At 36.9% G+C, this 16,358-nt stretch carries 10 protein-coding genes; all 10 read right to left on the bottom strand.

Going from position 1 to position 16,358, the window contains the following annotated elements; translation table 11 throughout:
• Positions 1–40 precede the first annotated feature (40 nt).
• The 10 genes from HN014_RS09565 to ruvB all read right to left on the bottom strand — a co-directional run bounded on the left by HN014_RS09565 (position 41) and on the right by ruvB (position 16,350).
• Positions 41–775 carry an energy transducer TonB gene (locus HN014_RS09565; RefSeq protein WP_176028658.1) on the bottom strand — a complete coding sequence of 245 codons (735 nt, stop codon included), beginning with the start codon at positions 773–775 and terminating at the stop codon, positions 41–43.
• Between the two features lie 161 nt (positions 776–936).
• Positions 937–1,662 carry an energy transducer TonB gene (locus tag HN014_RS09560; RefSeq protein ID WP_176028657.1) on the bottom strand — a complete coding sequence of 242 codons (726 nt, stop codon included), beginning with the start codon at positions 1,660–1,662 and terminating at the stop codon, positions 937–939.
• 151 nt (positions 1,663–1,813) lie between these two features.
• Positions 1,814–2,221 (bottom strand): VanZ family protein, encoded by a 408-nt coding sequence (locus HN014_RS09555; RefSeq protein ID WP_176028656.1) that lies wholly within the window; start codon positions 2,219–2,221, stop codon positions 1,814–1,816.
• Positions 2,193–2,573, bottom strand: coding sequence for a glycine cleavage system protein GcvH (gene gcvH, locus HN014_RS09550; protein ID WP_176028655.1), 381 nt, complete (start codon positions 2,571–2,573; stop codon positions 2,193–2,195). Before gcvH ends, HN014_RS09555 begins: the two co-directional genes overlap by 29 nt.
• 141 nt (positions 2,574–2,714) lie before the next feature.
• Positions 2,715–9,737, bottom strand: a complete 7,023-nt coding sequence (sprA, locus tag HN014_RS09545; RefSeq protein WP_254884122.1) for a cell surface protein SprA — start codon at positions 9,735–9,737, stop codon at positions 2,715–2,717.
• Positions 9,738–9,791: 54 nt separating this feature from the next.
• Positions 9,792–10,373, bottom strand: a complete 582-nt coding sequence (gene ruvA / locus HN014_RS09540; protein ID WP_176028654.1) for a Holliday junction branch migration protein RuvA — start codon at positions 10,371–10,373, stop codon at positions 9,792–9,794.
• Between the two features lie 127 nt (positions 10,374–10,500).
• The gene (locus tag HN014_RS09535) at positions 10,501–12,807 is read right to left on the bottom strand and encodes an NADP-dependent malic enzyme (protein WP_176028653.1); all 2,307 of its coding nucleotides are present in this window, start codon (positions 12,805–12,807) and stop codon (positions 10,501–10,503) included.
• 184 nt (positions 12,808–12,991) lie between these two features.
• Positions 12,992–13,918: a tRNA epoxyqueuosine(34) reductase QueG gene (queG, locus tag HN014_RS09530; RefSeq protein ID WP_176028652.1), complete on the bottom strand. Its 927-nt coding sequence runs from the start codon at positions 13,916–13,918 to the stop codon at positions 12,992–12,994.
• A gap of 24 nt (positions 13,919–13,942) precedes the next feature.
• On the bottom strand, positions 13,943–15,274 hold the full coding sequence (locus tag HN014_RS09525) for a cytochrome P450 (protein ID WP_176028651.1): 1,332 nt from the start codon (positions 15,272–15,274) through the stop codon (positions 13,943–13,945).
• A gap of 53 nt (positions 15,275–15,327) precedes the next feature.
• The gene (gene ruvB / locus HN014_RS09520; protein WP_176028650.1) at positions 15,328–16,350 is read right to left on the bottom strand and encodes a Holliday junction branch migration DNA helicase RuvB; all 1,023 of its coding nucleotides are present in this window, start codon (positions 16,348–16,350) and stop codon (positions 15,328–15,330) included.
• Positions 16,351–16,358 lie beyond the last annotated feature (8 nt).

Here is a 16,358-nt window from a genome sequence, read left to right as displayed (position 1 = left end):
CTCACAAACGAGGCTCTTTCTTCTTTTTTTCAACAGTGTCTCAATCCTGAACTCTAAAGGTAATCGGAAGATTGTACACCACCTTAACAGGAATATCTCGCTGCATTCCTGGTTTCATCTTAGGCAATAGCCCAGCCACTCTTTTTGCTTCTTCAGCCAAGGCTTTATGAGGCGCTCTCGCTTTTATATTGCGAATTTCTCCATCGGCTCCTACCTCAAATTGCACATAAATTTTCTGAATTCCAGACAATCCATACTTCTCTCCCAAATCTCCATTAAACTTTCTAGACACCAGTTTACTGATTTTTTCAGAAAAACAAGCAGCTCTTTCTTCATTGGTAACGAGTATTTCACACCCGGGATACACTGGGGCAAATTCAACAGCTGAAAACGGAACTTTCTCAATTACGGGCTCTTCTGGTATTTCGACAATATCCCCAGGTTTCACTTCTTCTTCTACAGGAGCTTTATTTACATACTCCTCAATTTCTTTAGCGGTATCATCATCTATTACTTTAGCCTTAGACACATCTACCACTTTCTGCGGTTTTGACCTGACTTCTACTTTCTTTACAGGAACTTTCTCTACAATGATATCTCCCATAGTAAACACCGTTTCTTCGTAAAGATCCCCATAGTCAACTCGCTCTTTTATCACAGGTTTAGCTGTATAAACCTCAAACATTACATACACAAATAAAAGACTTGCTATAAGCCCAATTTGAAAATTCAGAAATGTACTTTTTCGTACATTAGCATCGTGCTTGTTACTCATAATATTTAATTTTAACGTTACAACTAAAATTAAATCAACAAGCATACCAAAAGGGTTCTGCATCTATCCTGATTCAGAACCCTATATATTTAAAAAATTACCGTAACAAAAAAGCCTTCCCAAATAAGGAAGGCTTTTCTATATATTAAATATTAATCTTCTTAGTCTTGCACCTGGAATACAATTGGCAGAGAGTACAATACCCCAACTGCTTTTCCTCTTTGTTTTCCTGGAGTCATTTTAGGAAGTAGCTTCACGACACGTTGTGCCTCTTTTTCTAGTTTTGGGTGTGGTCCCCTTGCCTGAACTCCTACAATATTTCCTTTTTTGTCAATTTTAAATCGAACAAAAATTCTATTGATTCCACTAAGTCCAAGTTCACTTCCTAATTCTGTATTAAACTTACGGTTAATAAATTTCTTAACCTTATCACTCATACATTGTTTCTTTGCTGCATTTCCACCTGCTTTTTCACATCCTGGAAAAACTGGTACATTTTCAATTACAGCAAAAGGTACATCAGCAATCTCTTCTTCTTCTTCAACATCTTCTACCTCTTCTACTTCGACAATCTCTTCTTCCTGATTAGTCTCTGTAGATTCGATAATTGTCTCTTCTACTTCTTCTTCATCTTCAACTACGTCGATAATCTCCGGAGCTGGTGGTGGAGGTGGTGGAGGTGGAGGCGTATTAAGGTTTTGAGTAATTGGAACATCCTCTTCCTCTAATTCATCAAGGTTAACCTGACCAATATCGATATTATCATCTTTATAAGATTTCCATTCTATACCTCTCCAAGTAAGTAAAAGAACTAAAATAAGACCTAATTGTAAGAAGAAGACACTTTTCTTACTTAAGTCTGCTTTAGGGTTTTTCTTTGGTTCCATATTACATTATTATTATAAGGACTGCTAAAATAGCTAATTTCTTTTGTAATTTCCAATTAAACATGAAAATGTAAAACAAAAATTAATTTTTTTAACGTTTTCCTGATTACACAACAACAACCAAACAACTGAATTAAAGATCTTTAAACAGCTATTCAGTTCTCAATTTAGTTAGTTTTTTTTTGATTAAATTCAAGAATAAGGCAGCAAGAATAATGCCAGTGGTGTTTGCTGCAATATCATACCAGTCTGGAGAGCGATAATCAGTTAATACTCCCTGAAGAATTTCCATAAGAGCTCCATACGCTATTCCAATCACTGAAGCGATGGTTACACTATATGTAAAAGTTTTAGACAACTTTTCTGAAAAAAAGAAAAGAGAAAACCAAATGCAACCGAATAAAAAATAGGCTAAAAAATGCCCTAGTTTATCACTTCCTTCAACTCTTATTGGCTCAGGAAGGATAAACTTAGCCAGAGAAAGCCAAGTAATTGCGCTAGTATATAAAAACACCAGCGCAATTATATATTTATGCGCCAATAAGTGCTTTATAATCATCTGCAGATAATAACCCGTCTAATTCTGAAGCATTGCTTACTTTTATTTTTACCATCCAACCTTCTCCATAAGGATCGTTATTTACAGTTTCCGGTTCATCTTCTAACGCTTCATTAAACTCCACTATCTCCCCTGTTATCGGGATAAATAAATCCGAAACGGTTTTCACAGCTTCTACCGTTCCAAACACTTCATCTTTATCAAGTGTTTCATCGACAGTCTCTACTTCTACATATACTATATCCCCTAATTCTCCTTGTGCAAAATCAGTTATCCCAACAGTAGCGATATCGCCTTCTACTTTAACCCACTCGTGGTCTTTAGTGTATTTTAATTCTACAGGAACATTCATCCGAAAAAATATTTTAATTTGTTATTATTTTGATGACGAAAATAAATTTATTTTACTAATTAATTAAAAATGCAACTAAAAAAAAACGATAATTTGTTACAAAAGCATTATTATCCTCATTTTGCGACTACATTTTGATCATTAATTCCCGAAGTTATATCGCAAAGTGAAACCTCCACGAATTGTTGTTTGTGGGAAAGCGGTTGACACTGAATATGTAGAAAACGTATGATCGTAGAAGAACAAAGCTGTCAAATTCTTACTTAGTGCATAATCTGCTGTAAACTTGATCCCGTATATATCTTGTCCTTCAGTTACCTGCGTATCTTGTAAATCCAAATACCTGATCACTGTTTCATTTTGACGTAAAGACAGATCCGCTCTAAAATTCAAATCACTTTTTATCACTTGTTTCTTACCACTAATTCTGGTTACAAACGAAATATCTTTTAGACGATATCCTAACCCTATGATATATTCATTCCCCTGGATATCTGTCAATAGATTATTATCAAAGTTAAGCGACAATGCTCTATCTTTTTTCCATTCCAATAAAAGTTTCACATAGCTTTTGGTTTCAAAATCAAACTTCACCAATGGACTAAATTGCTCTGTCAAATTCACATTCGCATATAATATTGGGTTTTTAAAGTTTCCTGCCTGATCCAATTCTTCATTAAAATCCAAATTCGTCTGGAATTGATTAATGGTGTAATTAGCTCTATATCCATGGGCTACAGAAAATCTTTTGAAACGCTTTCTAAACCATTTTAACTTCATTAAACCTGTATATTTCAAATCCCAGTTCGGCATAGGCACATCTCTAAATGCTCCTTTCTGAATTGATTCTGCACTCGTACCGGTATAAGCTGCTAAAAAGGCAGGCAACAATACCGCTTGATTATTTTTACCGTACCCTACAGGAAATCCATCATCGTCTACATTAGAAGGATCCAAACCTCTATCCCTAGCCAGTCTTCTTGCTACGACCAATCGATTCTCTCTAAACTTATCAAAAGTCTCAGAAGACAAGGCATCACTTTTCTTAAAAGCAGTTTTAATCAATAAAGCAGAAGTAGAATAATTCCCAAAAGTATTTGGTGTTAACGAATTATAATCTAAATCATCTTCATCTACTCTATAGTTTTCTGTATAGGTTTCCAGATAATTTCTATTGGCAGAAATATCAATTTTCAACCCTTTGATAAGCCCCAAAGATGCCTGTACATTAAGTTGTTTACCCTGTTTCTCTGTATATTGCTGATTAAAGTTGTCAAATATCGTTAACCATCCTTTTCTTGCCGCTAACTGTCTAACATCTTCCTGGAATCCGAATGTAAAACCAGCGGTTGGTTTAAGTGTCCCGACAAATCCCGGATCCCTCAGATACCCTGGCAACATAGTTCCTCCATCCTCCTGATAACTCACATTTACTTTCTTGACCATCGTAAGCAACCCTACCAAAGTATTATAAGCTTTATCTCCGGCTTTTAGTTTTCTCCCTCCTGGTTTCTTTTTCGTTCTCGAGTTTTTAGTCCCGGGAGGTGTTCCGGCAACTGCTTTTGATTTCTTTTTAGACTTCCGCTTCTTACTGGTTCTTCTCTTGGTCAATCCCACATATTTATACAACGTATTCATATCCAAGGATCCATTAATACTATGTACTCCTGAGTTTTGAACGGTATTCCCCAAGTCTGGAATATTTTCTAATGTACTAAACACTTCACTTCCTTTTGTCCATTGAAAATCCGAAGTATAGGAATACGTCGTTCTAATAAACTTAAGTACAGGAATCTTAGAGAAAGGAAGTTCATAGTTGACCTGTAACTTTTGATTTAAGGTGTTCGCATCCCCTATATCAAAAAATTCATCCCACACTCCTATGGTATTATCCACCACATTGTTTTCATCAATATAGTTTCTAACAATTCTATTACTAGCCGACGTATAGTTAAAATTCAACGATTTTGTCAAATTATAATTTATTCCATATCCCCAGTTAAACAAGAAATTTCGCTGATATAAAGGCTCTACATCAATACTCCCCTCAGTTAGTGTAACATCTCTAAATATCTGCTCATTGTATTGTCTGTTAATATCCGTATTTACAGAAACACTAGTAGGAAGCAAGTTTACATTAAAATCTTTTACCAGATCAAAATACTTACTTTTCTTTAACAGCTTCATTTTCTTAAATGGTTCCACTTCTACTGGTTGAAAACTAAAGTCATAAGTAGCTCCAACTCTCACGTTTTGATCCAGTGAACTCTTAATCTCATAATCTCTATGTTTTTTAACATTATACGAAGTAGAAAAAGAGAAGTTTTCTACATCATAAGGCTGTGGTCTAGAATCTCCGGTTCTTTCTTTTCGCAATCCGATCACATTAAAACTCTCTCGTTTTGTATAATCAGTAGATCGTTGTTCTATAGCTTTTCTTTCTGTTTCGTTTACCGCATTATCCAATGTGGTCTGCAATTCAATATCTTCGAAGAAAGGATCGTATTGAGGCGTTATCAATTCTTCTCCTCTACTATAGTTAAATGGTATTTGAATTCCCCATTTTTTAGGCAGTAACTGACCCAAATTCACATTAGTAGTCATATCGTATTGCTTTAGGTCTTCCCTACTTCGTTCATTAGGCCCTTGCTCTATTCCTCCGAATCCAATAGTACTAATTCTACCAGAAGCACTCACTGTAGCAAAATCTGCCAAATTTGCATCGACATTCCCGACCACTGCCATCCCTCCTCCATTTTTCAGGTCACTTAATCGCATTTCATTAAACCAAACGGTTCCTGATTGTGCAGAATTACTTTTATTCTTTATCCCTAACATCAATACTCTGATATTACCAAGACTAGGGTTTCCTTTAATCCCAACTCTATAACCTCCTTCTGTAAACTCATTCAGTTGTGTCACATCAAACTGACCTCCTGAACCAAAAACACGAGCTTTTATTTCTTGAAGAATCGATAATGGAAGTTCCAAGCGGTTGGCATCCGGCCAAACCCCTGTCTGACTTCTATCCCCTGTCGCTGTAACTTCTAATGGTATTTCTACCTGATAAAAGTTATCAGTAAAATCATTCCCCATTCTTACGAATGCAGCAAACTCTCCATCATTCAATGTTTGATTCGGAAGACTTTCTGCATGTAAAAACAACTCCAGATTCTCATACTGACGCATATCTACATTAAAGTTTTTATATACTGCTCTCGCATCTTCCGGACGCAAGTTATTAACTGTTAAAGCCAATGCTTGCTCATCTTCTCTAATAGTGGAGTTATTGTTGATCAACTCTTCTCTAACCACTCCCGGAGGGCTTACATATGTAGGGGTCAACTCCTCACTCACGGAAGTTACAACTACTTCTGACTGCCCAAACATATTAATCCCTTCTGTAGGGTTATTGGTAAAGTTTCCTTCTAAGACATAACGTCTATAATCTCCTCTAACCAAATCTAATGTTCCGAAACGCAATAACGTTGGCTGAGTAAAATTGGTCAGAAACATTCTCATAAATCGAATTGAACGAAAATCACTTATATTATGAGCATCAGTTGGCTCATAAATAGGAATCTTAAATCGTACCCATCGGGTTCTTAACACTCCTCCGTTCAACGCTTCTGTTTCTATTTCCTGTACATCTGATATATACCCGGTACCACTATCGTTCCCTACATCCATCCCTTTGAAAACAGGAACTTCATAGACGTAATAACTATCAATGGTATTCATCGTATTATCTCTGTTGATATCCTCTACCGTTGGATATGTGGTATTCCCTCTATCATCATTTGATACATCTGTTGGGGAATTCCCCTGAGTACCATTATATTTCTTATATCGTTCTAAAATCCCTCCGGTTCCCTGAAGATAATACTCATAATTATCCGCAGACGGATCCTCTGTTCCAAATCCTGGAAATGCAATAGCTTCCTGCGCATCGTTTAATCCATCAAATCCAGCATCCTGAACCACTCGTTCCTGTCCTTCTGAATCAAATGCGTAAATCAGTGATTGTTTTACAGGAACCTGTCCGATAGTCCCTGTCGATGGCGTAAAATTAGGATCTGCAATCTTAGGCAATCCATTTTCGTATTGCTTTTTCCCATCCTTAAGGACATCTTCACTGATATTCCCTAAGTTAAACACTATCGTTCCTCCCGGATTATCTACATCATCATATGCAAATGGATCCATCAACCAAAACTCAATAAACTCTACATTAGATTGTTCAAAATTCGTGGAGGTTAATGGTCTCATAATCCCACCGAAATTATCTTGTGGGCTGGTAAATCCACTCCCTGATGCAGATACTTCTGGATTAAAATTATACGCTCCTCTTGTCAACGGATCATAATTAAGGTCTAATGTAAACAGAGCCAATGATTGTCCTGATACAATATCTGTTTCCGGAAAAATCTCATCATTATACACTCTTCTGGTCGCGTTTTGCGATAAATCGTCTACAGAAATTCCACTTGGTCTTCCACTACTATAAAAAATAGGATCAATAGAATACCATGATAATTTTGCTCTTCGATATCCTGCTTCAATTCCCTGAGTATCTCCAAATCCTACGGGAGTACTCGATAGTTCCCATGACAACGGAGAACTTACATCAATAGCTGTTTGCGCTCCTTCAAAATCATCAATATAAGTAGTAACTTTTCCATCAAAATCTGCTCCTTTAGGAGCACCTGCAAATAACTTAGCTACTTCAGTTCTCACTGACACATTAGAAGGAACATCCGTATCAATATTAGGCAACTTATTAACCATTCTTGTCAAAAACGGAACTTCTGTAGCATAGCTAAGGTTAAATCCTAGTATTGTATTATTAATCGGCTCATAATTATAGCTTGATTTTTGGGTTACCGGTCGTTCTCTTAGATTAAGATAAGTTCCCCCGATAATAAAATCATCACTGAATTTATGTTCTATATTTAATCCTGTATATCTTTTGGTTTGCTGCCCGAACACAGCATTATTTTCTGTAGAAACTTCTATAGGGGTATTAGAAGCCTTTAATCCTTCATCCAGAATCGTTACTCTTCCCAACTGATAATTTACTGTGTAATCTACCCCTTCTTGTAATACTCTTCCTCCTGCTGTAACAGTCACAGAACCTTGAGGAACGTTAAATGCCCCTAAAGGGATCCCATCTTGCCCTGAAGATTTATACCGCCCTTTTAACTGAAAATAATTCTTATCAGCAGCTTCTTGTTCTGCTCGCACTTTGGTTTCTGTATACAATTGCCGGAATACATATTTCGCCTGATTAGGATTATAACTTGTTGGATTGTTATAATCTCCTACTGTACCACCACTCAATTTATCAAAGAGATATCTACCAAATGGCTCCACAGTCGTAAACTGAATTCGCCCATTTTCCGAATCAACTGTAATTCCCGGAACATAATCAAAGAAACCGTCTCCTCCTACAACCGGGTCATTATTCACATTCAGTCGATCCATATTAAACACCTTCAACAAGGTTGTTTGTTCTACATCCGCTGGTAATGGAGATCCTTCTACCTCAGAAATATAGTTCACCGGTGAAGGGTTGGTATACAAAATATTTAGTCTAAAGTCATTTTGTTCTAATCGGTAAGCTCCGGTATTATAGATGTTTTTCATCATCAAATCCCAGTTAGGTCGCCCCACATTAGTAATGGAGCTTTTTAGCATTTTCACTACCAAATTCTGACTAGAACCTGCTTCTACATCAGTTCCTGAGTTTTCTCCAATCGTCGCTTCTACTCCATCATTAGCAAACTCTCCAACCTGATAAACCTCACCCCCTACAGTAAACTGAAAAGCTACCGCCAGCACTTCGTCATTATTTAATCGCTGATTTAGGGATATATACCCTAATTGTTGGTGTAATGTAAATTCATTTTGAGTTAATTGACGTGCATTCTCCAGAACAGAATAGTCTGTCCCTTCTGCAAAGGAAGCGATCGGACCTATAAATCCCTGTTTTACTGTTGATATCTGACGAACTGCTTCTGTAACAGGTCCTGCCGCACTAATTGCTCTAGGATCTAAATCATTATTTCCATTATCAGGAAAAGCTCCTGCTCCAGTATTAAACAATGATGCCGGGATATTAAAATTTCCAGCAACCGGAGATTCTCCCAAGTCTTCTAATGCAACAATATTTCTGGCTCCAGTAATCGTCTGTGCACTTGTCGCTCTGTTAGTTACCCAAACTTCTATTCTAGTGACCTGAACATTTGTATTGATAAAAGGATAATTCTCTAATGCCTGATCATAATTATCTCTAAAATAGTGACTCAAAAAATAGTGTCTGTTTTCATCATAATCTAATGCAAAGAACTCAAAATCTTCGATAGTTCCTCCTCCTTCAACTTGTACAGATCTTGTCTCTGATCGTTGCTCTGAAAAAACACCGGTCACAGAAGTTCTTCCGAACTGCAGTCCCATTTTAACACCGAATAAACTCTGGGCTCCCTGAATAAGAGAACTATTCAGAGGCATACTCACATTACCTACTTCAATACTACGTATGATGTCATCTTCTGTAGGTGTATATTCCAGTTTGATTTGGTTCTGGAAATCAAACGTTGATTCCGTATCGTAATTGGCAGTAATTTGTAACCGTTTCCCAACTTTACCGATCAGACTAAGGCTGATTCGCTGATCAAAATCAAAAGTAAAATTACTCCTGTTACGTGGAGAAAAAGCCGGATTATCTTGTTTTGTATATAACATCCCCAGGTCCATTTCTACAGAACCTTGTGGAATTACCTCTATTTCATTCCCTCCAAAAATAGATTCAAAAAGACCTGATTTGACATAAAAGACCGGCAGTAAATTTTTACGTTTTTCTTCACTTCCATCCTTTTTCCCGCTAAATGCATCTATTTTTTCTCTAAAATATGCTTTTCGTTGTTCCTTAGCGACTAATTCTTCAAACTCTTTTGGCGTCAGAAAAAGAGGGTAATTCACATTAAATTCTCCCAATTTCTGACTATAAATATATCGGTTGGTTACAGGGTCGTATTCGTATTTAGAAATAATACTAGTAGGATCCGGCAAGGCAATTGTTCCCAGCGAATAGGTCGTACTAGTAGAATCTCTTACTTTTTCAGTTTCCTGCCCATATAGTACGCCACTATAAAGTGCAATCAAACAAATAATTTTTTTTAAAAAATCAACCTGTAAACACTTTGATAATTTCAACTTTTATAAATTTTTTAAGGCTTGCTTTATTATATTTTCAACTGTTTCTGTGGGGCACTCTTTCAAGATTTTATCGACCACTTTTTTGGCTAGTTTTCGATTAAAACCTAAGGTTTCTAAAGCAGATAACGCTTCTTCTCCATTAGTATTGCTCTGAGGAATAGAAACTTCTCCAATATCGTAAACTTTTAAAATCTTATCTTTTAAATCCAAAATTACCCGTTGAGCGGTTTTTGCTCCAATTCCTTTGATCGACTGAATCGCTGCTACATCTCCAGAAGCAATCGCCTCTTTAATTTGATTGGGATCCATAGAGGATAACATCGTTCTTGCAATACTGGCACCAATTCCTGAAACTGAGATCAATAGCCTAAAAATCTCTCGTTCGGACTTCTGAGCAAAGCCAAATAAAGTATGTGAATCTTCTTTTACCTGTAAGTGGGTATACAGCTGAATAACTTCTCCTTCCGGGAGTAATGAGAAAGTATGTAATGAAATATGTAAAAAGTATCCTACTCCATTACAGTCAATAATAACATCGGTAGGATTTTTCTCTACCAATCGCCCTTTGATATGTGTGATCATTATATGCTCAGATATTAAACCATCAAAAGTACTAAATTTATATTAGTAAATGATTTTAAAAAAAACAGCCTGAAAAACAACATGTTTTCCAAGCTGTATAATGCATTCCAAAACCAGAAAAGCTTTCTTAAGCAGTTACAAAAGATGCGCCTTCTCGTTCTTTCTTTTCTTTCTGTTGAGCATCAATAACTGCGACTGCAGCCATATTTATCATTTCTTCTACACTAGCTCCTAATTGTAAAATATGGACCGGTTTGCGCATTCCCATCATAATAGGACCTATCGATTCTGATTCATTTAATTCTTTTAACAACTTATAGGTACTATTCGCTGAATCTAAACTAGGGAACACTAATGTGTTTACTTTTTTCCCGTTAAGCTTAGAGAATGGAAATTTATCTTTTCTCATTTCTCTATTAAGAGCAAAGTCCATTTGCAACTCTCCATCTACTACAATATTTGGGTGATGCTGGTGAAGGTAATTTACCGCTTCTCTAACCTTAGAAGCATTCGGGTGTTTAGACGACCCAAAATTCGCATATGAGATCATACCTATTACCGGATCCACACCGAACATCTCTACTGTTCTTGCTGTCATCTGAGCAATGGTTGCCAAATCCTCTGCAGATGGCTCTATATTAATCGAAGTATCACTTATAAACAAAGGTCCTTTTGCTGTCATCATTACATTCATGGTAGCAATCCTAGTAGCTCCTTTTGCCAACCCTATCAGGTCTAGCATCGGTTTTACAACAGTAGGATAACTTCTGGAATATCCGGATAACAAAGCATCTGCGTCACCTTCATTAACCATCATTGCAGCAAAGTAGTTTCGCTCCCTCATCAATTTCTGGGCATCAAACAGTGTAATTCCTTTTCGACTATTTACTTCCCAATATTTCTTTGCGTAATGATTTTTCCTTTCAATTTCATCATCTGATTTAGGATCGATAATGGTTACTCCTTCTTTATCAAAGTCTATCTCAGCCATTAACTCGGCGATCACATCTTTTCTTCCCAAAAGTATTGGATACCCTATTCCGTCTTCTTTTACTGTTTGGGCTGCTTTCAGAACATCCAAGTGATCTGCTTCTGCAAACACAACTCTTTTAGGATTTGTTTTTGCCCTATCAGCCAATAAGCGTACTAACTTATTATCATTCCCCATTCTCTCTAACAGCTCATTTTCATACTTCTTCCAATCTGTAATCGGAGCTGTCGCAACTCCTGATTCCATTGCGGCTTTTGCCACTGCAGGAGGCACTTTACTCATTAACCTAGGATCAAATGGTTTGGGAATAATATAATCCTTCCCAAAGTTAAGACGCGTTTCTCCATATGCAATATTCACTTGCTCTGGCACAGGTTCTTTTGCTAGTTCTGCCAATGCTTTTACTGCCGCCATCTTCATTTCTTCATTAATCCCAGTTGCCCGTACGTCTAATGCACCTCTAAATATAAAAGGGAATCCTAAAACGTTATTTACCTGATTAGGGTTATCACTTCGACCTGTAGCCATGATAATATCATCTCTTGTCTCTATTGCCAAGTTATAGTTTATTTCAGGATCAGGATTTGCCATCGCAAAAACAATTGGATTATCAGCCATTGACAAAAGCATGTCTGGAGAAACCAGATTAGCCATTGACAAACCGATAAAAACATCAGCTCCTTTTAGTGCATCTTCTAAAGTATCTAATTCTCTATCTGTAGCAAACTCGGCTTTTTCGGGGGTAAGATTTGTTCTGCTTTTTCGAATTACCCCTTTACTATCGGTCATAACGATATTTTCCGATTTTGCTCCAAATGCTTTATACAGTCTCGTACAGGAAACGGCTGCTGCTCCTGCTCCGCTTACCACTATCTTCACTTGGCTAATCTCTTTTCCTGCCAATTCACAGGCATTCAATAATGCTGCCGCAGAGATTATCGCGGTTCCGTGTTGATCATCGTGCATTACCGGAATATCCAGTTCTTCTTTGAGCCTTCTTTCTATCTCAAAAGCTTCAGGAGCTTTAATGTCCTCAAGATTTATCCCTCCAAATGTAGGAGCTATGTTTTTTACGGTCTCTACAAAAGCATCTACATCTTTAGTATCCACTTCTATATCAAAAACATCGATATCTGCAAAAATTTTAAATAACAGCCCTTTTCCTTCCATTACTGGTTTTGACGCTTCAGGACCTATATCTCCTAACCCTAATACTGCCGTTCCATTAGAGATAACAGCAACTAAATTTCCTTTTGCTGTATATTTATAAACATTCGAGGTGTTTTTTTCTATTTCTAAGCAAGGCTCTGCAACTCCAGGGGAATATGCTAATGACAAATCTCTTTGTGTCGCATATTTTTTTGTGGGAACTACCTTGATTTTTCCTGGTGTAGGTTTAGCGTGATACACTAAGGCCTCTCTTCTTTTACTTTCTATACTCATCTGTAATCATGATATAAATGTACGTTACAAAGGTACAAGTCTGGTTGAGATAGAAAAATTTAAAGGTATAAAAGAAGAGCTCCCCCATTTTTGTTGCTATAAGCTCTCCAAACGACTCTTTCTCTATAGCTAAGAGCAATTTCAAGCTCATTCACTAAATAGTCTCCAATTATTTTTTAACACATTAAGAGTTTAAAAAGTCAATATTTCGTTTTAAACCAGAAAATTTTGTTCTTTTTACTGCCGATTTCTGAAAGACTTTGGAAAACACCTCCTGGGTAATCTCTTCCCAATCTTTTTTGGTCATCTCCAGCAATTCTGGTTTAGGATTAAATAATGGTTCATTATGCGGTTTTGAAAAGCGATTCCACGGACACACATCCTGGCACACATCACATCCAAACATCCATTGATCAAACTGACCTTTGAAACCAGATGGTATTTCGTCTTTTAATTCTATCGTAAAATACGATATACACTTGCTCCCATCAACCACATACGGTTCTACAATTGCCTGAGTAGGACAAGCATCAATACAGGCCGTACAAGTTCCGCAATGATCAGAAACAATTGTATCATACTCCAGATCCAAGTCTATGATCAACTCAGCTATAAAATAAAAAGAACCTACTTTCCTGGTGATCAAGTTGCTGTTTTTCCCAATCCACCCTAATCCACTTTTTGCTGCCCATGCCTTATCCAACACAGGAGCAGAATCCACAAATGCTCTTCCGGAAACCTCCCCTATGGTTTCTGTTATATATTCATACAACTGCTTTAGTTTATCTTTAATTACAAAATGGTAATCTCTACCGTATGCATATTTTGATAATTTAGGAGCCGTATCATCTTTTTGGGTTTCGGAAGGATAATAGTTCAGCAATAAAGAGATAACACTTTTTGCATCATCTACCAGTTTTGTAGGGTCGAGTCGTTTATCAAAATGGTTTTCCATATATGACATTTCTCCATTCATATTTTTAGTCAACCATTTCTCCAGGCGCGGTGCTTCTTCCTCTAAAAAACCGGCTTTGCTAATACCACATGATAAAAAACCAAGTCGTTTTGCTTCTTCTTTAATCAGGGCACTATATTTTGCTTTATTACTCACCGTTATTATTATCTTCCCCAGGTTTCAATTCGTTCTTTGATCAAAAGTCAATCGTGCATTTTTAGGCTTCAACGTTATCAATGGAGTTACTTCAATACTAGTTTCATTAGTTGTTATTTTATAACTTCTAACAATCGAGGATAAAGCAATTACCATTTCATACATCGCAAAATTATTTCCGATACACATTCTCGGACCGGAACCAAAAGGAAAATAACAATTAGAAAAGTCTTTTTTAGCTACTGGATCAAAGCGATCTGGATTAAAGATTTCTGCTTGTTCCCAAAATTGCGAATTCCTATGAATTTCATAAAATGAAATCAAAACCTGAGTTCCTGCCGGGAGCTCCATTCCTTCGAATGTATCATCTGCTATTGACACTCTATCTGAAAAATACGCTGGGGGGTACAGTCGCATCGTTTCTTCAATACACTGCCTGGTATAAGATAGTTCATTCAGGCTTTCAAAAATTGCACCTTTTGGATCGACCTTACTCACCTCTTCAAATACTTTTTGTTGTATTTTCTGGTCTTTAGCTAACAGAAAAAGTGAAAATGCCAAGGCATTGGCCGTAGTTTCATGCCCTGCGACAAACAGAATCAAAATTTCATCAATTAGCTGATCCATACTCATAGCGTTCCCATTGTCATACCTCGACTCCAGCAACATCCCTAATAAATCATCTTTTTTTTCTCCGGAAGCTCTTCTATCTTGAATAATCTTTTCTAGCAATTTCCTAGCATCCTTTGTCAAACGCAATGTTCTTTGTGTTACTCCTGTCAAATAAAACCACCATTTTTTGTATGGTTGCCGTACCTCTTTTATCAGTGTATGTTGAGCTTTTTCCGTTATATATTGCAATCGTGAAATGGTATCCGGATCCTCGTATCCAAACAAAGATTTTGCTACTACTTCAAATGCCAGATCACTCATCAATGGCAATACATCTATTTCTTTATTTTTCGGAAAAGACATAACGCTACTTTCTATAACGTCCCGCATCGTATCCACCAAAATCTTTAGTTTTTTCCTATGAAAAGCTGGCTGAATGAGTCGTCGTTGTTGTAGCCATTTCTCCCCATTTGATGTCAAAAGCCCTTCTCCTATATACTTAGCTAAATCTTTAGTTTGCAGTGATGATTTGTGATATTTCCTATGTTGCTTTTGAAGCATGTGACGTGCCATATTCGGATCTCTGGTAAAAAGTACTTTTTTTCCACCTCCTAAATGGACTCTAAATACATCTCCATGTTTAGCAAAATTACGTCTATGAAAAGGCAATGGATTTAGCAGGATATTTCTAGCATTCTTTATCAGCTCGAGAAAAGATACTTCTCCAAGGACATTATACTTCATCTGTTTCCTAATTTTCTGTAATAATCTGAACTAGCTCACATGCATACTGACGTCTAAAACAATCCTCCCTGAATACCTCCTTTAGTTTTCCCAAGATGCTTATACGCTAATTCTGTAACTTCTCTCCCTCTAGGGGTCCTCATTATAAACCCTTGTTGAATCAGAAAAGGTTCATATACCTCTTCTATAGTTTCTGCACTTTCACTAACTGCTGTTGCCAAAGTGGTAATCCCGACAGGACCTCCTTTGAATTTATCTATTAGCGTAGTCAAAATTTTATTATCCATTTCATCTAAGCCATGTGCATCAACATTTAGCGCCTTTAGAGCATATTTTGCAATTTCTATATCAATTCGTCCATTTCCTTTTATCTGGGCAAAATCACGTACTCTACGCAATAATGCATTCGCAATTCTAGGAGTTCCTCTACTCCTCCCTGCAATTTCAATAGCAGCTTCTAAATTAATCGGTACTTTTAAGATAAAAGCACTTCTTTCTATTATAGAGGCTAATAATTCTGTTGTGTAGTATTGTAATCTGGATTGTATTCCAAAACGGGCTCTCATCGGAGAGGTTAACAATCCCGATCTCGTTGTTGCTCCAACTAAGGTGAATGGATTTAGATTAATCTGAACTGTCCTAGCGTTTGGACCACTTTCAATCATAATGTCTATTTTATAATCTTCCATGGCAGAATACAAATACTCTTCTACTATAGGACTTAAACGATGGATCTCATCTATAAACAGCACATCCCTATCATCTAAATTTGTAAGTAACCCTGCTAAATCTCCTGGCTTATCTAGTACAGGTCCGGATGTTACTTTTATACCTACACCTAACTCATTTGCTACAATATGTGCCAAAGTTGTTTTCCCCAGACCAGGAGGACCGTGAAACAATGTATGATCCAAAGCTTCATCTCTAAGATTAGCTGCTTTAACGAAAATTTTCAAGTTCTCCAACACCTGATCTTGCCCTGCAAAATCCTCAAAGGATAAGGGGCGTAAGGCTTTTTCTACATCCATCTCCTCTGGAGTAAAATGTTCATTGGACGGATTCAAATTATCATTCATAAGCTACC

Origin of the sequence: Aquimarina sp. TRL1 (genome assembly GCF_013365535.1) — a bacterium.
GTDB lineage: Bacteria > Bacteroidota > Bacteroidia > Flavobacteriales > Flavobacteriaceae > Aquimarina > Aquimarina hainanensis.
This window is presented reverse-complemented; position numbering and strand designations above follow the sequence as displayed.